This window comes from Streptomyces sp. NPDC090106, assembly GCF_044747265.1.
In the GTDB taxonomy this organism is placed as follows: domain Bacteria; phylum Actinomycetota; class Actinomycetes; order Streptomycetales; family Streptomycetaceae; genus Streptomyces.
Genome location: NZ_JBIVDS010000002.1, coordinates 351,192 through 371,305, shown reverse-complemented (window position 1 = coordinate 371,305; position 20,114 = coordinate 351,192). Strand labels below are relative to the sequence as shown.

Annotated in this window: 22 protein-coding genes; 7 read left to right on the top strand and 15 right to left on the bottom strand. The window is 73.1% G+C overall.

What is annotated here, in order from left to right; translation table 11 throughout:
- Nucleotides 1-205: 205 nt before the first annotated feature.
- Nucleotides 206-904, top strand: coding sequence for an O-methyltransferase (locus tag ACIPSE_RS07185; RefSeq protein WP_401659733.1), 699 nt, complete (start codon nt 206-208; stop codon nt 902-904).
- Nucleotides 905-1,056: 152 nt separating this feature from the next.
- On the opposite strand, the gene ACIPSE_RS07180 is transcribed toward ACIPSE_RS07185, so the two are convergent.
- The gene (locus tag ACIPSE_RS07180) at nt 1,057-1,224 is read right to left on the bottom strand and encodes a DUF3117 domain-containing protein (protein ID WP_003966491.1); all 168 of its coding nucleotides are present in this window, start codon (nt 1,222-1,224) and stop codon (nt 1,057-1,059) included.
- Nucleotides 1,225-1,575: 351 nt separating this feature from the next.
- Here ACIPSE_RS07180 and ACIPSE_RS07175 point away from each other — a divergent pair, with 351 nt between their 5' ends.
- Nucleotides 1,576-2,367 (top strand): enoyl-CoA hydratase/isomerase family protein, encoded by a 792-nt coding sequence (locus tag ACIPSE_RS07175; RefSeq protein WP_401658346.1) that lies wholly within the window; start codon nt 1,576-1,578, stop codon nt 2,365-2,367.
- A 22-nt stretch (nt 2,368-2,389) separates the two neighbouring features.
- Here the strand turns inward: ACIPSE_RS07175 and ACIPSE_RS07170 are convergent, their stop codons facing one another.
- The gene (locus ACIPSE_RS07170) at nt 2,390-2,968 is read right to left on the bottom strand and encodes a DNA-3-methyladenine glycosylase I (RefSeq protein WP_401658344.1); all 579 of its coding nucleotides are present in this window, start codon (nt 2,966-2,968) and stop codon (nt 2,390-2,392) included.
- Nucleotides 2,965-3,357: a DivIVA domain-containing protein gene (locus ACIPSE_RS07165; RefSeq protein WP_401658342.1), complete on the bottom strand. Its 393-nt coding sequence runs from the start codon at nt 3,355-3,357 to the stop codon at nt 2,965-2,967. The genes ACIPSE_RS07170 and ACIPSE_RS07165 overlap by 4 nt, the downstream gene beginning before the upstream one ends.
- 145 nt (nt 3,358-3,502) lie before the next feature.
- Between ACIPSE_RS07165 and folP the strand changes: the two genes are divergently transcribed.
- Complete coding sequence (gene folP / locus ACIPSE_RS07160; protein WP_401658340.1) at nt 3,503-4,363, top strand: dihydropteroate synthase; 861 nt, start codon at nt 3,503-3,505, stop codon at nt 4,361-4,363.
- A gap of 72 nt (nt 4,364-4,435) precedes the next feature.
- On the opposite strand, the gene ACIPSE_RS07155 is transcribed toward folP, so the two are convergent.
- Complete coding sequence (locus ACIPSE_RS07155) at nt 4,436-5,194, bottom strand: TIGR00730 family Rossman fold protein (RefSeq protein WP_401658338.1); 759 nt, start codon at nt 5,192-5,194, stop codon at nt 4,436-4,438.
- 79 nt (nt 5,195-5,273) lie between these two features.
- Nucleotides 5,274-6,353 (bottom strand): succinyl-diaminopimelate desuccinylase, encoded by a 1,080-nt coding sequence (gene dapE, locus ACIPSE_RS07150; protein ID WP_401658337.1) that lies wholly within the window; start codon nt 6,351-6,353, stop codon nt 5,274-5,276.
- A gap of 82 nt (nt 6,354-6,435) precedes the next feature.
- Between dapE and ACIPSE_RS07145 the strand changes: the two genes are divergently transcribed.
- Complete coding sequence (locus tag ACIPSE_RS07145; RefSeq protein ID WP_401658335.1) at nt 6,436-7,386, top strand: heavy metal transporter; 951 nt, start codon at nt 6,436-6,438, stop codon at nt 7,384-7,386.
- A 310-nt stretch (nt 7,387-7,696) separates the two neighbouring features.
- Nucleotides 7,697-8,146: an ATP-binding protein gene (locus ACIPSE_RS07140; protein WP_401658333.1), complete on the top strand. Its 450-nt coding sequence runs from the start codon at nt 7,697-7,699 to the stop codon at nt 8,144-8,146.
- 89 nt (nt 8,147-8,235) lie between these two features.
- On the opposite strand, the gene ACIPSE_RS07135 is transcribed toward ACIPSE_RS07140, so the two are convergent.
- Nucleotides 8,236-9,330 carry a bifunctional succinyldiaminopimelate transaminase/glutamate-prephenate aminotransferase gene (locus ACIPSE_RS07135; RefSeq protein WP_401658331.1) on the bottom strand — a complete coding sequence of 365 codons (1,095 nt, stop codon included), beginning with the start codon at nt 9,328-9,330 and terminating at the stop codon, nt 8,236-8,238.
- 115 nt (nt 9,331-9,445) lie between these two features.
- Nucleotides 9,446-9,772 (bottom strand): ferredoxin, encoded by a 327-nt coding sequence (fdxA, locus tag ACIPSE_RS07130; protein WP_401658329.1) that lies wholly within the window; start codon nt 9,770-9,772, stop codon nt 9,446-9,448.
- 140 nt (nt 9,773-9,912) lie between these two features.
- Here fdxA and ACIPSE_RS07125 point away from each other — a divergent pair, with 140 nt between their 5' ends.
- Nucleotides 9,913-10,932 (top strand): GNAT family N-acetyltransferase, encoded by a 1,020-nt coding sequence (locus ACIPSE_RS07125; RefSeq protein ID WP_401658327.1) that lies wholly within the window; start codon nt 9,913-9,915, stop codon nt 10,930-10,932.
- A 17-nt stretch (nt 10,933-10,949) separates the two neighbouring features.
- Nucleotides 10,950-11,801, top strand: a complete 852-nt coding sequence (locus ACIPSE_RS07120; RefSeq protein WP_401658325.1) for a tetratricopeptide repeat protein — start codon at nt 10,950-10,952, stop codon at nt 11,799-11,801.
- Between the two features lie 701 nt (nt 11,802-12,502).
- Here the strand turns inward: ACIPSE_RS07120 and ACIPSE_RS07115 are convergent.
- From ACIPSE_RS07115 to ACIPSE_RS07080, 8 genes are all read right to left on the bottom strand, one after another.
- Nucleotides 12,503-13,117: a response regulator gene (locus ACIPSE_RS07115; protein ID WP_401658323.1), complete on the bottom strand. Its 615-nt coding sequence runs from the start codon at nt 13,115-13,117 to the stop codon at nt 12,503-12,505.
- The gene (locus ACIPSE_RS07110) at nt 13,114-14,277 is read right to left on the bottom strand and encodes a sensor histidine kinase (protein WP_401658321.1); all 1,164 of its coding nucleotides are present in this window, start codon (nt 14,275-14,277) and stop codon (nt 13,114-13,116) included. Before ACIPSE_RS07110 ends, ACIPSE_RS07115 begins: the two co-directional genes overlap by 4 nt.
- Entirely contained in the window at nt 14,274-15,032 is a 759-nt protein-coding gene (locus tag ACIPSE_RS07105) for an ABC transporter permease (protein ID WP_401658319.1), read from the bottom strand. Before ACIPSE_RS07105 ends, ACIPSE_RS07110 begins: the two co-directional genes overlap by 4 nt.
- Entirely contained in the window at nt 15,029-15,937 is a 909-nt protein-coding gene (locus tag ACIPSE_RS07100; protein WP_401658317.1) for an ABC transporter ATP-binding protein, read from the bottom strand. Before ACIPSE_RS07100 ends, ACIPSE_RS07105 begins: the two co-directional genes overlap by 4 nt.
- A gap of 145 nt (nt 15,938-16,082) precedes the next feature.
- Nucleotides 16,083-18,434 (bottom strand): hypothetical protein, encoded by a 2,352-nt coding sequence (locus ACIPSE_RS07095; RefSeq protein WP_401658316.1) that lies wholly within the window; start codon nt 18,432-18,434, stop codon nt 16,083-16,085.
- 160 nt (nt 18,435-18,594) lie between these two features.
- Entirely contained in the window at nt 18,595-18,999 is a 405-nt protein-coding gene (locus ACIPSE_RS07090) for a DUF6113 family protein (protein WP_401658314.1), read from the bottom strand.
- Nucleotides 18,996-19,856: an N-acetyl-1-D-myo-inositol-2-amino-2-deoxy-alpha-D-glucopyranoside deacetylase gene (gene mshB, locus ACIPSE_RS07085; protein ID WP_401658312.1), complete on the bottom strand. Its 861-nt coding sequence runs from the start codon at nt 19,854-19,856 to the stop codon at nt 18,996-18,998. The genes ACIPSE_RS07090 and mshB overlap by 4 nt, the downstream gene beginning before the upstream one ends.
- Before the next feature lie 18 nt (nt 19,857-19,874).
- Nucleotides 19,875-20,069, bottom strand: a complete 195-nt coding sequence (locus tag ACIPSE_RS07080; RefSeq protein ID WP_401658310.1) for a hypothetical protein — start codon at nt 20,067-20,069, stop codon at nt 19,875-19,877.
- Nucleotides 20,070-20,114 lie beyond the last annotated feature (45 nt).

The following is a 20,114-nucleotide window of genomic DNA, read 5'->3' as shown; positions in this document are numbered from 1 at the left end:
CCGATCCACAGGCGCAGCCGCACCTCCCCTGTCGGCTCTGGTGGTGTCCAGTGGAGCCCCTACCATAGCCACCTCGCCCGTTAGCTCCGGATAAGCGGTTTTACGAGAACTTGATCTGCGGAGCTCCTGGTCGGGCCCCTGCTTCTCGTCGTGATCCAACTGTGTCCCCCCGGGTGCGTCTCCACCCCTCTAAACGCCCGGTCCCATCAGCAGGTTCCCACCCCCAACGGATACAGTCACGCCCAGGCAACCATGGGGACAGGAGAGGGTCATCACCGGCAACCGGCAGACGAGCTGGGCGTTCGCCGACGCCTATGTCGCCGAGGACGAAGCGCTGCACTGGGCCCGTGACCGGGCCCGTGACGCAGGGCTGCGCTCGGTGTCGCCCGGCGCGGGTGCGGCGCTGCGGTTGCTGGCGGCCTCGGTGGACGCGAAGGCGGTCGCCGAGATCGGCACCGGCACCGGCGTCTCCGGTATCCATCTGCTGCACGGCATGCGCCCGGACGGGGTGCTGACGACCGTCGACCCGGAGCCCGAGCACCAGCAGTTCGCCCGCCAGGCCTTCCGTGCCTCCGGCTTCGCCAGCAACCGGGCCCGGTTCATCCCCGGCCGCGCCCTGGACGTGCTGCCCCGCCTCGCCGACGCGGGCTACGACCTCGTCTTCTGCGACGGCGACCGGCAGGAGGTCATGGACTACCTCGCTGAATCGTTGCGTCTGCTCCGCCCGGGTGGGCTGGTGGTTTTCGAGGGGGTCTTCGCGCACGGGCGGACGGTGGACTCCGGTCCGCAGCCCACCGAAGTACTGCGGCTGCGCGAGCTGCTGCGGGCGGTGCGCGAGAGCCAGGACCTGGTGCCGTCCCTGCTTCCGGTGGGCGACGGCCTGCTGTGCGCGGTCAAGCGCTGACCCGCCGGACGGCACGCACCCTCTGAGCAAGAGCACCCTCTGAGCACACGCACAGCCTGAGCACGAGCGACCCCCGAGTGCGAGCGGACAGACGACGACCCCGGCACCGCCTGCGGTGCCGGGGTCGTCGAAGGGGTATGGTCGCTTCCGCGTCAGCCGACGACCTTCTTGAGGGCGTCACCGAGCGCGTCGGCCTCGTCAGGGGTCAGCTCGACGACGAGCCGACCGCCGCCTTCGAGCGGAACGCGCATGACAATGCCCCGCCCCTCCTTGGTCACCTCGAGCGGGCCATCGCCCGTCCGCGGCTTCATGGCCGCCATGCTCGTTCCCCTTCCTGAAACCAGCTCATCGTCAAAGCCGACGGCCCCTGGGAGGGCACGCGGGACCCACTAAAGGAGTGCGGGACACGCGACACCGGCATCGAACACATTGCTTCCAAGCCATTATCCCGCATCTCAGGACCCGATGACCAACATCAGTCGGCATCGCTTGGGCAACGCGCGCGAGCAAAACCACCCAATTCGGCGATGTGACTGCGATACTGCGCCGTCGCGCGCCCGTTCGCGCGCCGCTTTCGGCCGCGGATTCTTTGACGCAGGTCACACGCCCGTTCCGGTTGATCTCCGTCATGCTGTCCTACGGACCCGCAACGACGCATGAGGGGATGCTCCATGGCCGACACCGTGCTCTACGAAGTGACCGACGGACTCGCGACGATCACGCTCAACCGCCCCGAGGCGATGAACGCGCTGAACGTCGCGGCGAAGGTCGCCCTGCGCGAGGCGGTCGAGAGCGCGGCGGCCGACGAGACGGTACGGGCGGTGCTGCTGACCGCCGCCGGGGAGCGGGCCTTCTGCGTGGGCCAGGACCTCAAGGAGCACATCGGGCTGCTGGTCGAGGGCTCGGGCCAGGTCATGAGCACGGTCAAGGAGCACTACAACCCGATCGTCCGGGCGCTGACCTCCATGCCGAAGCCCGTGGTGGCCGGGGTGAACGGGGTCGCCGCCGGTGCCGGGTTCGGCTTCGCGCTGGCCGCGGACTACCGCGTGGTGGCGGAGACGGCCGCGTTCAACACGTCGTTCGCGGGCGTGGGACTGACCGCCGACTCCGGCATCTCCTTCACCCTGCCCCGGGTCGTCGGGCCCGGCCGCGCCGCCGACCTGCTGCTCTTCCCGCGCAACATCTCCGCGCAGGACGCCTACGAGCTGGGCATCGCGAACCGTCTGGTGCCGGCGGGCGAGCTGCGCGCGGAGGCCGAGAAGGTGGCGCGCGCGCTGGCCGAGGGGCCGACCGTGGCGTACGCGGCGCTCAAGGAGGCCGTCGCCTACGGGTTCTCGCACTCCCTGGCCGAGACCCTGGAGAAGGAGGACGAGCTCCAGACCCGGGCCGGGGCCTCCGAGGACCACACGATCGCCGTGCGGGCCTTCGTGAACAAGGAGAAGCCCACGTACCTGGGCCGCTGAACGGCCCCGGGCGCGCCGCCCGCTAGCCCTGGCGGGCCGTGCAGGCGGCGAGGTGGTCGTCGACCAGGCCGCACGCCTGCATCAGGGCGTACGCCGTCGTGGGGCCGACGAACCGCAGGCCCCGCTTCTTCAGCGCCTTGGACAGGGCCGTCGACTCGGGGGTGATGGCCGGGACGTCGCCCAGGGTCCTGGGCGCCGGGGCCGGCTTCGGGGCGTGGGACCAGATGAGCTCGTCGAGCGCACCCGGCGCCCAGTCGGCCAGCACGCGCGCGTTGGCCATCGTCGCGTCGACCTTGGCGCGGTTGCGGATGATGCCCTCGTCGGCGAGGAGCCGGTCGCGGTCCTCCTCCGTGAAGGCGGCCACCGCGGCGATCCCGAAGCCCGCGAAGGCGGCGCGGAAGCCCTCGCGGCGGCGCAGGATCGTGATCCAGGAGAGGCCGGACTGGAAGGCCTCCAGGCTGAGCCGTTCGAACAGGGCGTCGTCGCCGTGGACCGGGCGGCCCCACTCGTCGTCGTGGTAGGCGACGTAGTCCTCGGTGGACAGCGCCCACGGGCAGCGCAGCAGGCCGTCGGGGCCGGCGAGGGCCGCGCCGTCGCTCACTGCTCGTCCTGGGCGGGCTTGTCCATGGAGACGTGGGAAACGTGGGAGCCGTGGGAGACGGGGCCGGCGCCCTGGCCCGCGCTCTGCGCCCCGGCGCCCGCGAGCGCCGACTCCAGGTCGGTGATCCGCGCGTCGCGCTCCGCGAGCTCGGCGGCCAGACGGCTCAGCGCGTCGTCCACCTCGGCCATGCGGTAGCCGCGGGCGGCGAGCGGGAAGCGCAGCGCGTCGACGTCGGCGCGGCTGACCGGACGGTCGTACGGCAGCGGGTCCTGGAGGCGTTCCGGCGCGGCCTCGGGCAGCGGGCCGGTGTCACCGCCGCCGACCACGGCGAGCGTCACCGCGGCGACCACCACGGCGAGGGCGACGACCAGGAACAAGAACATAACCATCGCTGAGGTTCCCCATGTGTCGGAGTCGGATGTGCCGGAGTCGAAAGTGCCGGAGTCCGATCGTGCCATGCGAGTCTGGCAGTTAGGGTCTCAGGCGGCCGACGAACCGGCCGTACCCAGGTCGGACTACGGGAGGGCACAGCGGATGCTCAGGCTGGGCAGGCGGGAATTCGGGGCGCACGAGCCGGTGGTCATGGCGATCGTGAACCGGACACCGGACTCCTTCTACGACCAGGGCGCGACCTTCCGCGACGAGCCCGCCCTCGCCCGGGTGGAGCAGGCGGTGGCCGAGGGTGCCGAGATCATCGACATCGGCGGGGTGAAGGCCGGTCCCGGCGAGGAGGTGTCCGCCGAGGAGGAGGCGCGGCGCACCGTCGGCTTCGTGGCGGAGGTCAGGCGGCGGTTCCCGGACGTGATCATCAGCGTGGACACCTGGCGGGCCTCGGTGGGCGAGGCCGTCTGCGAGGCGGGGGCCGATGTGCTCAACGACGCGTGGGGCGGGGTCGATCCCGGGCTCGCGGAGGTCGCCGGGCGGTACGGCGTGGGGCTGGTGTGCACGCACGCGGGCGGGGCGGAGCCGCGTACCCGGCCGCACCGGGTGGGCTACGACGACGTCATGGCCGACATCCTGCGGGTGACGGTGGGGCTGGCCGAGCGGGCCGTGGCCCTCGGGGTGCCGCGCGAGTCCGTGCTGATCGATCCGGGGCACGACTTCGGGAAGAACACGCGGCACAGTCTTGAGGCGACGCGGCGGCTCGGGGAGATGGTGGAGACGGGGTGGCCGGTGCTGGTGTCCCTGTCCAACAAGGACTTCGTCGGGGAGACGCTGGACCGGCCGGTCAAGGAGCGGGTGGTGGGGACGCTGGCGACGACGGCGGTGTCCGCGTGGCTGGGGGCGCAGGTGTACCGGGTCCATGAGGTCGCCGAGACGCGGCAGGTCCTCGACATGGTCGCGTCCATCGCGGGGCACCGGGCCCCGGCGGTCGCCCGCCGAGGGCTGGCGTAGCGGTTCCCCTCGGGGTGAGACGCCGGAAGGGCTGGAGGAACCCGGCCCCTCCGGCGCTCGAAGTGCCCCGGGTCAGCGGCCCGCCTCCTTCGAGACCAGGGCCACCGCCTCGTCGATGTCGTCGGTGAGGTGGAAGAGGAGCAGGTCCTTCTCGGAGGCCTTGCCCTGGGCGATGAGGGTGTTCTTGAGCCAGTCGACGAGGCCGCCCCAGTACTCCGTGCCGAACAGGACGATGGGGAAGCGGGTGACCTTCTGCGTCTGGACGAGGGTCAGGGCCTCGAAGAGTTCGTCGAGGGTGCCGAGCCCGCCGGGCAGGACCACGAAGCCCTGCGCGTACTTCACGAACATCATCTTGCGGACGAAGAAGTACCGGAAGTTGAGCCCGATGTCGACGTACTGGTTGAGCCCCTGCTCGAAGGGCAGTTCGATGCCGAGGCCGACGGAGATGCCCTTGGCCTCGCAGGCGCCCTTGTTGGCGGCCTCCATCGCGCCGGGGCCGCCGCCCGTGATCACCGCGAAGCCCGCTTCGACCAGACCCCGCCCGAGCGCCACTCCGGCCGCGTACTCCGGGGAGTCAGCCGGGGTGCGGGCCGAGCCGAAGACGCTGATCGCGGGCGGGAGTTCGGCGAGCGTGCCGAAGCCCTCGATGAACTCGGACTGGATGCGCAGCACCCTCCAGGGGTCGGTGTGGACCCAGTCGGAGGGGCCGCCCGCGTCGAGGAGCCGCTGGTCGGTGGTACTGGCGGTGACCTGGTCCCGCCGTCGGAGGACCGGTCCCAGGCGCTGCTCTTCCGGCGGCACCTTCTTGCCCTCGGGGTTCCCGGTAGCCATGTGCGCTCCCTCCACTAGCGATCGTTCCGCTTCAGCGTAGATCCACGTCGGTTACAGAGGGGGGACGTAGGCATGTCCGCTACGCGGTGAGCCACGCGCGCAGGCGTTCCTCCGCCACCGGGATGAGGTCGGCCCTGACCCGTTCGTCGACCTTGTGGGCGAGCAGCGGGTTGCCGGGGCTGTAGTTCACCGCGGGCACGCCGAGCCGGGTGAAGCGGGCGACGTCGGTCCAGCCGTACTTGGGGTGGACCTCGCCGCCGACGGCGGCCACGAAGGCGGCGGCCGAGGGGTGGTTGAGGCCGGGGCGGGCACCGCCGGTGTGGTCGTCGACGACGAACTCGTCGACGCCGCAGTCGGCGAAGTACGCGCGGACGAACGCCTCCGCCTCCTCCTCGCTGCGGTCGGGCGCGTAGCGGAAGTTGACGGTGACCGTGCAGGCGTCGGGGATGACGTTGGTGGCGACGCCGCCCTCGATCCGGACGGCGTTGAGGCCCTCGTGGTACTGGAGGCCGTCGACGAACGGCTTGCGCGGCTCGTAGGCGGCGAGCTTGGCGAGCACGCGCGCGGAGGCGTGGATCGCGTTGGAGCCCATCCAGGCGCGCGCGGAGTGCGCCCGCTCCCCCGTGAACCGCAGGAGCATCCGCAGGGTGCCCTGGCAGCCGCCCTCGACCTGGCCGTCGGTCGGTTCGAGCAGGACCGCGAAGTCGCCCTCCAGCCAGTCCGGGTGGGCCTCGACGACATGGCCGAGGCCGTTGAGGTGGGCGGCGACCTCCTCGTTGTCGTAGAAGACGAAGGTGAGGTCGCGGTTGGGCTCGGGGACGGTGGCCGCGATGCGGAGCTGGACCGCGACCCCGGACTTCATGTCGCAGGTGCCGCAGCCCCACAGGTAGCCGTCGTCGTCGAGGCGCGAGGGCACGTTGCCGGCGATGGGGACGGTGTCGATGTGCCCGGCGAGGACGACGCGTTCCCTGCGGCCGAGGTTCGTGCGGGCCACGACGTTGTTGCCGTGCCGGTCGACCGTGAGGTGCGGCAGGGCGCGCAGGGCGGTCTCGATGGCGTCCGCGAGGGTCTTCTCGGTGCCGCTCTCCGAGGGGATGTCGACGAGCCTCGCGGTCAGCAGCGCGGCGTCCAGCGTCAGGTCAAGCGGGGTATCGGCCATGGCGACGACCCTAGTACGCGCCGGGTCGCCGGCCTGCCGTACCCGTGTTCGGTGTCACAGGGCCCTCCAGTACCTTGTACGGATGCCAGAGCCGTCTGCCGCTCCCCGACGCCGTCGTCACGGCCGCCTCCTGCGTTCCTTGGCGGCGCTCGTGGTCCTGTCCGCCGTGGCGGGCTACCTCGTGGTCCAGTACGTGACCGCGGGGACCGGGAACCCCGGCTGCAAGGTGGTCTCGGGCCGGAAGGGCGGCGCGTCCTACGAGTTCACGCCGGAGCAGGCGGTGAACGCGGCGGCGATCACGGCGGTCGGCACCGGGCGGGGGCTGCCCGAGCGGGCGGTGACGATCGCGCTGGCGACGGCGATCCAGGAGTCGGGGCTGCGCAACATCACCCACGGCGACCGGGACTCGCTCGGCCTGTTCCAGCAGCGGCCCTCGCAGGGCTGGGGTTCGCGCGAGGACATCATGGACCCGGCGTACGCGGCCGGGAAGTTCTACGACCATCTGGTCAAGGTCGACGACTACGCCGAACTGCCGCTCACCGAGGCCGCGCAGCGCGTCCAGCGCAGCGGCTACCCCGAGGCGTACGCCAAGCACGAGACGGACGCGACGCTGCTGGCCGCCGCCCTGACCGGCTCCGCCGCGGCCACGCTGACCTGCGACGGCCGGCTGGCCGCCACGGCCGCGGCCGGTCCCGACGGGGTGCGGGAGGCGCTGGTGCGGGACTTCGGGCGGGACGCGATGGACACGGCCGCCGAGGACGTGGGCGGGGACGAGAAGCCGTCCTCGGCCTCTCCGGCGCCGGCACCGACCGTCTCGGGGCGGACCGTGACGGTGCCGGTGACGGCCCTCGGGAAGGCCCAGGGCGAGCGCGGCTGGCAGTTCGCGCACTGGGCGGTGGCCAACGCCTCGGCGCTGCACATCCAGTGCGTGCGCTACGCCGGGCGGGAGTGGACCGCCGGGAACAGCCAGAGCCAGTGGCGCACCGCGGAGAACGCGGGCTCGGACTCGGTGCGGATCATCACCGCGCAGTAGTACGGGCCGTCACCCGCGAGGGTTACGTGTACGGGGCACCGGGGGCAGGGCGCGCAGGTTTTCGCCGGCTCACCCCCGCACCCGCGAAATCCCTTGGCGGGACAGGGCCGCGAGGAATCGGCAGACAGTCGGACCGGGGAACCTTTGCCCCTTTTTATCCGCAGCCGATTATGCGACGCATTACCAACTCTTTACGTCGGCCCTCCGCAACCTTCGCGGGGTTCGAGCGGTAGTCACTGCGTCCGAGGCCGGTGATCAACTGCCGGGTTCGGTCGGACACTTCATCGTTCTCTCCCGTCGAAGGAGCATCATGTCCCTCCCCCTGACCCGCAGGATCGCCCGTGCCGCGCTGCTCGTCGCCGCGGGTGCGGCAGCCGGGGTCGGTGCGGCCGGCTCCGCGAGTGCGGCCCCCTCTCTGCCCGCCGCCCCGAACCTGGGCGGGCTGACCAGCCTGGACGGCGCGAACGTCGGCAACACCGTCGACGGTGCCGCGCAGAACCTGACCGGCACCGCGGGCAAGACCGGTGGCCAGACGGTCGAGCAGGCCGTTCCCGCGGCGGGCAGGACCGGCGGCAAGGCCGTCAGGAAGGCGACGCCCGCCGCGCAGAAGACGGCCGGCGAGGCGGCCGGTTCCGCCGGTGACATCCTCGGCGACACGGCGTCCACCGCGACCAAGGGCGGTCTTCCGACGGACTCCCTGACCAAGGGCGGTCTGCCCGCCACCGGCACCCTCCCGGTCCAGGGCCTGCCGCTGGGCTGACCCGGCCGCGCCGCACGCCGCAGAAGGGGCCCGGGAGAGATCCCGGGCCCCTTCTCGCACGCGTGCGCCCGGCCTGCGGACGCGCGTGGCTACGTCAGGCGCTCGACCGCCGCGCGGACCCGTTCGTCCGTCGCCGTGAACGCCACGCGCACGTGCAGCTCGCCCGCCTCGCCGTAGAAGTCGCCGGGCGCCACGAGGATGCCCAGCTCGGCGAGGTGGGCGACGGTGTCCCAGCAGGACTCGCCGCGGGTGGCCCACAGGTAGAGGCTGGCCTCGCTGTGCTCGATGGAGAAGCCGTGGGCCTCCAGGGCGGTGCGCAGGGCGGCGCGGCGGGCGGCGTAGCGCTCGCGCTGTTCGGCCACGTGCGCGTCGTCGCCCAGGGCCGCGACGACGGCCGCCTGGGTCGGGGCCGCCGTCATCATGCCGCCGTGCTTGCGGATCTCCAGGAGCGGGCCGAGGACGGCCGGGTCACCGGCGAGGAACGCCGCCCGGTAGCCGGCCAGGTTGGAGCGCTTGGACAGCGAGTGGACGGCCACGATCCCGTCGTAGGAGCCGCCGTTGACGTCCGGGTGCAGCACCGAGACCGGGTCGGCGTCCCAGCCCAGTTCCAGGTAGCACTCGTCGGAGAAGACCAGGACGCCGTGCTCGCGGGCCCAGGCGACGATCCGGGTCAGCTCGTCCTTGCCGAGCACCTTGCCCGTCGGGTTGGAGGGGGAGTTGAGCCACAGCAGCTTCAGGCCGTCCGGGTCCAGCTCGGTCGGGTCGTCGTAGACCTCGTGGTCGGCGCGGGCGAGGCGGGCGCCGACCTCGTAGGTCGGGTAGGCCAGGCGCGGGTAGGCCACACGGTCGCCGGGGCCGAGGCCGAGCTGGGTGGGCAGCCAGGCGACGAGTTCCTTGGAGCCGACGATCGGCAGCACGTGCCGGTGGGTGACCTCACGGGCGCCGAGGCGGCGCTCGACCCAGCCGGTGAGCGCGTCGCGCAGGGCCGGGGTGCCCCAGACCGTCGGATAGCCCGGCGAGTCGGCCGCGTCGATCAGCGCTTTCTGGATCAGGTCGGGAACCGGGTCGACCGGGGTGCCGACCGACAGGTCGACGATCCCGCCCGGGTGCGCGGCTGCCGTCCTCTTGTACGGCTCCAGCTTGTCCCAGGGGAACGCGGGCAGACGGTCGGAGACTGCGGACACGGTTGAGTCGCTCACTTTCTTCGGTACGGCAAACGCCTCGGCCCCCTACACCTGATCGGACGGGATCAGGCCGTACGGGGCCGAGGCGGCACGAGGTGCGGGCCGCTTGGTGCGGTTACTCGGCCTCGGCCTGCGGCGGCAGCGCGGCGATGAAGGGGTGGTCCCGCTCGATCAGGCCCAGCTTGCTGGCGCCGCCCGGGGAGCCGAGCTCGTCGAAGAACTCGACGTTCGCCTTGTAGTAGTCCTTCCACTCCTCCGGAGTGTCGTCCTCGTAGAAGATCGCCTCGACCGGGCAGACCGGCTCACAGGCTCCACAGTCGACGCATTCGTCCGGGTGGATGTACAAGGACCGGGAGCCCTCGTAGATGCAGTCGACCGGGCACTCCTCGATGCACGCCTTGTCCTTGACGTCGACACAAGGCTGCGCGATGACGTAGGTCACGCTGTCGTTCCTCCTCGATAGGGCGCTGGCGGGCCTCCGCAGGCTCCGCCGCCTGGCGCGCGGGAGCGCGGCGTCGTCGATGCCCGCCCCTAGTATCTCCGTTCTTGGCCATGATCCGAACAGGAGGGGTGAACTGACCTGTGGAAATCTCTGCGACAGGACGCCTTGAGGTCCGTATCACCGCTGCTGACGTCGGCAAACGAGTCTCCGTACGGCGCTTGGGCGACGATCCGGGCGTGGTGGAAAAGTTCACCGACACGGTGGGTGTTCTCACATCATGGGACAACGGCGTGCTGCTGATCACACGCCGGGACGGCCAGACCATCCGCATCGCGGAATCCTCCCTGGTCGCGGGCAAGGTCGTGCCCGCCGCACCGGCCCGCCGCCGGGGGCCCGCGGCGACCTACGAGGAGCTCTCGCGCGTCTCCGCGCGCGCGTGGCGGCCCGTGGAGAGCGAGCGGCTCGGCGGCTGGGAGCTGCGCGCCGCGTCCGGCTTCACCCGGCGCGCCAACTCCGTGCTGCCGCTGGGCGACCCGGGCCTGCCGCTCGACGACGCGCTGGACGCCGTACGGAAGTGGTACGGCGGGCGGGGGCTGCCCGCGTACGTGCAGACGGCGACCGGGGCCGCGGGCACGCAGGAGGTGCTGTGCGCGGAGCTGGAGCGGCGCGGGTGGGTGCGCGAGGTGAGCGCGGAGCTGTGGACCGGGGCGCTGGCGCCGCTCGCCGACCGGGCCGAGGGCGCCGGGGTGGTGCTGTCGCGGGAGGCGGACGAGGCTTGGCTCGGGCGGTATCAGCGCAAGGGGGTGGGCGAGGTGGCCCTGAAGGTTCTGGCGAGCGGCCCTTCGGTGTGGTTCGCGACCGTCCCGGGCGAGGACTCCCCCGCGGCGATCGGGCGCTGTGTCGTCGACGGGCGGTGGGCCGGTTTCGCCGCCGTCGAGGTCGACCCGGGGCAGCGGCGGCGCGGGCTCGCGACGACCGTGATGGCCGCGCTGGCCCGGCGGGCGCTGGACGAGGGCGCCTCGGCGGCGTGGCTCCAGGTCGAGACGGACAACGCGGGGGCGCGGGCGATGTACGACCGGCTCGGGTTCGCCGCGCACCACGCCTACCACCACTACCGGCAGCCGGCGGTTTCCGGGGGCGACCGGTACGGATCGTCGTGAGAGGGCACGGACCGGCCATGCGTTCCCCCACCCCGCCCTCCCCCGAGCGTTCCGCCGAGGTGCGCCGGCGGTTCGCCGAGGAGGCCCGCTGCGAGCGGCCCGACCTGTCCGCGCTGTGCCTGCTGCTGGGCGCGGAGGCCGACGGGACGCTGGACGAGGCGGGCATCGACGCGGCCCAGATCGCCCTGGACGACCTCGCCGGGCAGGTGCCGTTCCGGCCGGGCGGGCCGCGCTCGTGGGCGGTGGCGATGCGGGAACTGCTCGGCGAGCGCGGCGGGTTCCGCGGGTCGGCCGCGGACTACCAGCGGCTGGAGTCCTCGCTGCTGCACCAGGTGCTGCGGCGGCGGCGCGGGCTGCCGATCCTGCTGTCGGTGGTGTGGATGGAGGTTGCCCGGCGGGCGGGGGCGCCGGTGTACGGGGTCGCCCTGCCGGGGCACTTCGTGGTCGGGTTCGGGCCCGAGGGCGATCAGGTGCTGGCGGACCCGTTCGACGGGGGGCGGGTGCTGACCGGCGCGGACGCCGAGCTGCTGGTCGCGGGGGCGACGGGGGCGCCGCTCCAGCCGTCGATGCTGACGCCCGCGGATCCGCTGGAGGTCGTGTCGCGGATCCTGAACAACATCCGCGCGTGGGCCGCCGCCCGGCCGGAGCGCTCCGATGTCGCCCTGTGGGCCGTGGAGTTGTCCCTGCTGCTGCCCTCGCACCCGGCCCGGCTGCGCCACGAGCGGGCGCAGTTGCTGGTCCAGCGCGGGGACTTCCTGCGCGGCGCACGGGAGTTGGAGGAGTACGCGCAGGTGGTGGAACCGGTGGACGAGGGCGCCGCGGAGAGACTGCGGGGCCAGGCACGGTCGGCCCGGGCGATGTTGAACTAGGGCGCGCCCGCCCGGTCCTGCCGCCGGCACGGAGAGCGGGCCCCACGGTGTCCGGTGCGTGCTCCCTGCCGCCCGCCCGGTCCTGCCCTCCGCACGGAGAGCGAGCCCCACGGTGTCCAGTGCATGCTCCCTGCCCCCCGGGGCATCCCCCGTCAGGCAGAACCCGGCACACCACAGCCGCCCGCGTGGAGCGGCGCCGCCACCCGCACGACCCTGCCGCCCACCCGGCCGTGCCCTCCGCACGAAGAGCGAGCCCCACGGTGTCCGGTGCATGCTCCCTGCCCCCCGGGGCATCCCCCGTCAGGCAGAACCCGGCACACCACAGCCGCACGCGTGGAGCGGCGCCGCCACCCGCACGACCCTGCCACCCGCCCGGCCGTGCCCTCCGCACGAAGAGCGAGCCCCACGGTGTCCGGTGCATGCTCCCTGCCCCCGGGGCCTCCCCCGTCGGGCAGAACCCGGCACGCCACGGCCGCACGGGTGGAGCGGCGCGGCCACCCGCACAACCCTGCCACCCGCCCGGTCCTGCCCTCCGCACGGAGAGCGAGCCCCGCAGTGTCCGGTGCATGCTCCCTCCCCCCGGGGCATCCCCGTCGGGCAGGACCCGGCGCGCCACGGCCGCACGGGTGGAGCGGCGCGGCCGGTCGTCGCCGCGGGGGCCTGCGCCTCGGCCCGGCCCTGGGCCGGCCTCTCCCGGCGCGTCAGAGCCAGCCCTTCTCCCGGGCGAGTCTCGCCGCTTCCGCCCGGTTGCGGACCGCCAGCTTCTGGATCGCCGTCGACAGGTAGTTGCGGACCGTCCCCTGGGACAGGTGCAGGCGTCCGGCGAGTTCGGCGTTGGTCGAGCCGTCCTCCGCCGCGCGCAGCACCTCGCGTTCGCGGTCGGTGAGCGGGTTCGCGCCCTCGGCGAGGGCCGCCGCGGCGAGCGTCGGGTCGATGACCCGTTCACCGGCGAGGACCGTGCGCACGGCGGCGGCGAGCTGGGCGGCCGGGGCGTCCTTGACGAGGAAGGCGTCGGCGCCGGACTCCATGGCGCTGCGGAGGTAGCCGGGGCGGCCGAAGGTGGTCAGGACGACGAGCTTCACCGCCGGGAGCGCCGCGTGGACCTGGGCCGCGGCCTCGATGCCCGTCATGCCCGGCATCTCGATGTCCAGGAGGGCCACGTCGACTCCGTGGGCGCGGGCGGCGTCCAGCACCTCGTCGCCGCGGGCGACCTGGGCGACGACCTCGATGTCGTCCTCCAGGCCGAGGAGGGCGGCGAGGGCTTCGCGGACCATCGACTGGTCCTCGGCGAGGAGGACCTTGATCGTGCGGCTCATGCACCGGATCCTAGGCGAGGGTCCTGGCCCGCCGGTGCCCGGGCGACGAGTCGGAAACCTCGTCCGGAGCGGCCCGCCTCCAGGGTGCCGCCCGCCTTCTCCAGGCGTTCGGCCAGACCCGTGAGCCCGTTGCCGTGGGCGCCGGGCGGGCCGCCCGAGCCGTCGTCCTGCACCGAGAGTTCGAGCGTCTCCCCGTCGAGGGTCTGACGGCGCAGCAGCTCGACGGTGCAGCGCCGGGCGCCGCTGTGCCGGACGACGTTGGTGACCGCCTCGCGCAGGGCCCAGGCCAGAGCGGTCTCGCTGTCCTCGGGGACGCCGGTGAGGTCGGGTTCGGCGGGCGGGAGGTCGGCGGCGACCCCGGCGGCGGTCAGGGCGACCTGGGCGCCCGCGAGTTCGTCGGAGAGCCGGGCACGCCGGTAGCCGGAGACCGCTTCCCGCACGTCGACCAGGGCCTGGCGGCTGACCTGTTCGATGTCGGCGACCTGCTGGGCCGCCTTGTCGGGCCGGTCGGGCAGCATCCGGCCGGCCAGCTCGCTCTTCAGGGTGATCAGGGACAGCGAGTGGCCGAGGAGGTCGTGCAGGTCGCGGGCGAGGCGCAGGCGCTCCTCGTTGGCGGCGAGCTGGGCGACGGTGGCGCGGGCCTCGCGCAGCTCTATGGTCGTGCGGATCAGTTCGCGGACGCCGGTCATGGAGAACCCGCCGAGCAGCGCCGGGAAGAGCAGGCCCCACAGGAAGGACGTGCCGCCGGGCACCACGAAGGCGACGGCGGTCAGCAGGGCGGAGACCGCCGGAATGGTCAGGCGGGCGATCCGGAAGGGGAGGGCCGCGCCGGAGGAGATCGCCACGTACACGAACAGGACGAGCCATTCGCGGCCCAGGGTGAGGGACAGGACGGTCGACTGGACCGCCAGGGCCGCCACCGATCCCAGCACCGCGGCGTTGGTCTCGCCGCGTCCGGTGCGGAAGACCAGGGCGAAGTACCAGGTCACGAAGACGACCAGGCCGGTCCAGCCGAGGACGACGACCGTGGTGCCGTGCCCGCCGTGCAGCAGGTCGCCCACGGGCGCGCTGAGGTAGGCCAGCCAGATGCCGATCCAGAACAGTTTGACGAGCCGTTGTCTGCCGGTCTGCGGGCGCTGCCCGATCGGGATGCTGCTCACGCCTTCAGCGTGTCCTTCCGGTACAGCCAGGCCGCGCCGCCGGTGAACAGGGCGAAGAAGACGGCCAGGATGGCGATGTCCTTGGCGTGCGGGGCCCGGCTCTGCTCGATCGCCTGTCCCAGGGCAGCGTACGCGTGCGTGGGCACCCACTGGGCGATGTCCTGGAGCCAGCCGGGGAAGGTCGTCGTCGGCATCCACAGGCCGCCGAGGATGGACAGCCCGAAGTAGGTGATCATCGTGATCGGGCGGACCGCGTCCCCGCTCGCGAGGTAGCCGATGGCCACGCCGAGCGCGGCGAAGACGAGGCTGCCGGCCCAGATGGCGGCGGTGAGCGCGAGCCACTGCCAGGCGTCCAGGCGGACGTCCTTCACGGCCGCCGCGACGACGAACACGACCACGATCGAGGGCAGGCTCACCACGGCCGCGCCGGCGGTCTTGGCGAGCACGTAGCCGTGTCCGGGCAGCGCGGTGAGCCGCAACTGCCGTACCCAGCCGCCCTCGCGCTCCTTGGCTATGCGCTCGCTGTTGCCCATGAGGACGGCCGTGAGGGCGCCGAAGGAGGCCATGGAGACCATCATGTAGGTCGGCAGGGTCAGGCCCGTCCCGTCGACCTCGCTGGTGCTGTCGGCGCTGCCCGCGATCAGCAGGAACAGCAGCGAGGGGTAGAGGACCGAGAAGAACAGGAACTTGCGGTTGCGCAGGGCGCGGACGAGTTCGAGCCGGATGAGGCTGCGCGAGGCGAAGGTGTTCGTCATGCGGTGCGGGCCTCCTCGGCCTCGGTGATGGCGACGAAGGCCTGCTCCAGACCGAGCCCGGCGACTTCGAGGTTGCGGGGGTAGAGGCCGAGGCCGTACAGGGCGTGGACGGTGCCGTCGGCGTCGGTGGACTGGATGCGGACGGTGTGTCCGCTGACGTCGATCGAGGTGAGGAAGGGCAGGCCGCTCAGGCCGGTCTCGTCGAGCTCGGCGGACTCCAGGTCGAAGGAGATCCGGCGCAGACCCGCCTTGGCCTTGATCTCGGCGGCGGTGCCGTCGGCCAGCAGCCGCCCGCGGTGCAGTACGAGCACCCGGTCGGCCATGGCGTCGGCCTCTTCGAGGTAGTGCGTGGCGAACAGCACGGTCCGCCCCTGGTCGGCCTGTTCGCGCATGGTGGCCCAGAAGCCCTGGCGGGTGGTGACGTCCATGCCGGTGGTCGGCTCGTCCAGGACGATCAGGTCGCTGTCCCCGGCGGTCGCGAGCGCGAACCGGACGCGCTGGGCCTGTCCTCCGGAGAGCTTGTCGACCTTGCGGTCGGCGAGCTGGGTGATGCCGGCCCGGGCGAGCACGTCGGAGGGGCGGTAGGGCCTGGGGTGCAGGTCGCAGGCGAGCCGGACCAGCTCGGCGACGGTCACCTCGTCCATCAGCCCGCCGCTCTGGAGCATCGCGCCCACCCGTCCGGCGACGATCGCCTCGCGCGGGGTCGTGCCGAACAGGCGGACCGTGCCGGTGTCGGGCTGCTTGAGGCCGAGGAGCAGGTCGAGGCTGGTCGACTTGCCCGCGCCGTTGGGTCCCAGCAGGGCGACCGCCTGCCCCGCGTACAGGTCGAGGGTCACCCCGTCGACGGCCCTGACCTCGCCGTACGCCTTGCTCACCTGGTCGAGTGCGACCACTGTCGTCGTCATGGACCCAGGGTGGCTCCGGGGGCCGCTCGTGGGGCAGTGCCGTCGGTCCTGACTGCCGGATGACAGATGTCATGTGCCCGGGCCGTACGACGACGAGGGGGCACCCGGCGTCTGCCGGATGCCCCCTCGGTGTGCCGGGGCCGGCCTAGGTCGGCTCGGTGTCGATGGTCACCGTGCGGGCCGTGGTGGAGGTGCCGCGCAGGGCCTTGCCGAGGGCACTGGCCACGTCCTGCGGGAGGACGTCGCGCTTGCCGGTGGCGGCCGTGACCTGGACGCCGTCGAAGGTGGCGCCGTACGCCTCCTTGAGGGCCTTGAGGTCGTAGGTCTCGACGAGCTTGCCGTCGACGGCCTTGGCGCCGAGGATCTTCGGCAGGGAGAGGGCGCCGAACGCGATGCTGGAGCCGTTCGGTGCCTTGATGAGGACGTTCGCGGACATCGCCGGCTTGGCGAACTCCTTCATGAACCGGTCGACCTCGGCGTCGGTGACCTTCGGCTGCTGGGTCGTCGTCGCCACCTGCACCGCGTCGGACGTGCCCGTCTCGACCTGGGTGCGGTACGCCTCCTCGACCGCGGCCGTCGACTTGTCGACGTCGACGCCCTTGCCGGGCTTGCCGTACACGGCGACCGCCTTGCCGGACTTGAAGCTGACGGTGCCCTCGGTGACCGAGCCGGCGCCGCCCGCCACGTCCGCCAGTTCGGCGTGCAGCTTCTCCTCGTCGACCGGCATCTCCGGCTCCACGACCCGGTGCTGGCCGAAGAGCGAGCCGATGACCGAGACCGGGTTGTAGTCGCTGGTCGCGGCCTTGCTGACGGTGGCCTGCATGTCGAAGGCGAGGCCCGCCTGGTCGGGCTTGAGCTCGACGGTCTTGCCGTCGACCGTGAGCTTCAGGGGTTTGTTGACGCTCTTGTCGAAGGCGTCGTCGAGCTTCCTGACGGCGTCGTCGCGGGTGCCGCCGCCGATGTCGACGCCGAGGACGGTGGTGCCCTTGGGCACGTCGGAGTGGTTCATCAGCAGACCGGCGCCGTAGGCACCGGCGGCCAGGACGAACACGCCGCCGGTGAGCAGGACCAGCTTGTTGCGGCCCTTTTTCTTCTTCGGCGCGGCCTTCGGCACGTTCTGCGCGACGGGCTCGGGCAGCTTGGGCGGACGGTGCGAGCCCGTGGTCTCGGGGCTCTGTCCGAAGGCCGCCGCGTTCTGGGCGCCCGGCGGCACGACCGGGATGCCGCTCGTGACGGTGTGCCCGGAGACGTTGTCGGGCGGGGTGCCGTAGGGGCCCGCGCCGGGGGCGGGCTTCTGCGGGGTGAGGATCGCGGTGTCGTCGCTCAGCCCGCCACCGGGGCCGAGACCGGCTCCGGGGACCGCGCCGGGGACGCCTCCGGGGCCACCCGGACCACCGGGCAGCGCGGGAAGGCCGGGGCCGCCGGGACCGCCGGGACCGCCGGGGGTGAACCCGGGGCCGCCAGGACCGCGCCGGGCGCCGGGGGCACCCGGGCCGCCGTTGACGGGCGGGAGCACCGGGCCGTCGCCGGTGACCGGGCCGGTCGTCGGGCCCGTGGGGCCCTGGGGGCCGCCCCGGCCGTTCGGACCGCCGACGCCGCCGGGGCCGTTGAAGTCGTTGGACGCGGTGAAGTCGTGGGAGGGGCTGAAGCCGTTCGGGCCGCCGCCGGGGGCGCCCTGCGGGTCGTAGCCGCCCGGTCCGCCGGGGGTGCCGGGTGCGCCCGGTCCGTGTCCGTTCTGGGCGCCGCCGTTCCCGGCGAAGTACGGCAGGTCGTCGCGGCTGGGTTCGCCGCCGCCCTGGCCGGGGCGGGTGCCCGCGTTCAGCGCCTCGGTGACGTCGAAGGAGCCGGTGCCGCCGCCGTGCCCGGGGGCGACGGGGCCGCCGGTCGCGCCGGGCAGGCCGGTGCCGCCCTTCGCGCCGCCGCCGGGACGGGAGCCGCCCGGCACGCTCATGGAGCCGACCACACCGCCGGGACGGCCCGCGCCGGGCCGCGTGGGCAGAGCGCCGGGCGCTGCACCCGGGGCGGGGGCCGCCGGAGCGGGGGCCGAACCGGTGGGCGTGCCCGCGCCGTTGGTGGCGCCACCGCCCTGACCGCCCTTGGCGGGGCCGGACTTGCGCGGGGCGAACCAGTCGCTGGTCTTCTCGTCGGCGGGCGCCGCGGGCTCGGCGGGAGGTTCGGCGGGAGCGCTCGGCCGGCCGCCCGCGGGGGCGGCCGGGAGCGGCGTCTCGGCCGTGGTCTCGGCGGGGCCGCTGTCGGCGTCGGTGACGGGGGTGCGCACGACGACCGGCGGAATGGGCCGCGATCCGGGGATGTTGATCCGGATCCGGGTCGTCAGCGTGGTCTCGGTCTTGCGCTCCTCGGGCTGCGCGGGCGTACGCCCGGCATCCGTGCCGTCCTGGGAAGCCATGGGGGTCCCGTAGGGCGGCGTGCCCGAAGGGTATGCGGCTCCCCCGCGCCCGTTGGGCCCGGAGGACGAACTGTCAGTTTCACGACTCAAGGCAGGTTCTCCCGGTTGGCTCCACCGCCCGAGACGACCTCAGCTCTCCGGACGGCTCGGCGGCGCGCACCACCATACTGGCCACTTCTGGCGCGTATCCCACGACCGCTGGGGAAACCCACACCGGACTCGCACGTCCCGGCCGTGGCGAAGTGGTACGTCACTTGGCAAGTCGGACGGGGGCGCCGTCCGGTTGCCGTCCTCCGCTCAACGTGGCACAGATCACAGCCACAGCCATCCCGCCGAGCAGGAAAAGATACGAACCGGCGCCCGCGGCGAAGAGGAAGTCCCCTTCGGGGCGGCTCGTGGTGAGCAGGACGACGGCGAGCATCCAGCCGCCCGCGCCGGCGACGGCCCCGGCCCGGCCGCGGGTCAGCCGCGCCCCGCCGAGCAGGAGCCCGGCCTCCCCGGCGAGCGCGAGCAGCAGCCCGCCCGGGAACCAGCCGGACTGCACGAGCGCCCCGGCGGCCCCGGTGAGCGCGCCGAGCAGGAACAGCGCGAGGCAGAGCAACGCCCGTCCGGCGGACGGGGGCCTGAGCGGCTGGGCCAGCAGGGAGTCGCTCATGTCAGGTCCCCGATCCCGGCGAAGAGGTCGCTCTCGCGGGCGCCCGGCGCCCGTTCCCCGTTCACCAACTCGTAGTACTCGGTGGTGAAGAGGGGCTGCGCGAGGTCGTTGGAGAGCACGAAGTACGGCCCCTCGACGGTGACCTGGGTGGCGTGCGCGGCCATCGCGGCGCTCTTGGCGGCGGCGTACGCGGTGCCGTCGATCTCGGTGGTGACGCGGTCGTCGGCGACGACCCCGGGGACGTCGTCGAGGACGCCGGCCTCGGTGAAGGGGAGGCCGGGCAGGTCCTCGCGGAGCCGGGCGAAGGCCTGCTCGCCGACGGTGCGCGGGACACGGTTCCAGTAGATCTTGGGGACCGGCCGGCCGGCGGCGGCGGCGAGTTCCGCGGCACGCATGGCGACGCGGTGGGCCTGGATGTGGTCGGGGTGGCCGTAGCCGCCGTGTTCGTCGTAGGTGACGAGCACGTGCGGGCGCACCTCCAGGATCACCTGGAGGAGGTGGGCGGCGGCCTCGTCGACGTCCGCCTGCCAGAAGCAGGCCGGGTCGTCGTTGTCGGCGGTGCCCATCATCCCGGAGTCCTCGTAGCGGCCGGGGCCGCCGAGGAGACGGAAGTCCTCGACGCCGAGCGCGCCCATGGCGGCGGTGAGCTCGCCGAGGCGGTGCTCGCCGAGCGCCGCCCCCGTGAGGTGGCGCAGCTCCGGCGGGATCACCTCGCCGTGCTCACCGAGCGTGCAGGTGACGAGGGTCACCTGGGCACCCTCGGCCGCGCAGCGGGCCATCGTCGCGCCGTTGTTGATCGACTCGTCGTCGGGGTGCGCGTGCACCAGCAGCAGACGACGGGAGGGTGGTTCCGTCATGGGACCACCCTAAAGGCGTCAGAACTTGAGGCTGCCGATCATCCCCGCGATGTTCGTCGTCAGGTCGCTGATCGTGGGTGCGACCGTGGACGAGGCCAGGTAGAAGCCCAGGAGCATACAGACGACCGCGTGGCCGGCCTTCAGTCCTGACTTCTTGACCAGCAGGAAGACGACGATCGCCAGCAGCACCACCGCCGAAATCGAGAGTGCCACGGCGGCTCACCTCCAAAGATCCACAGGGGCGCGGGGGTCGGACTC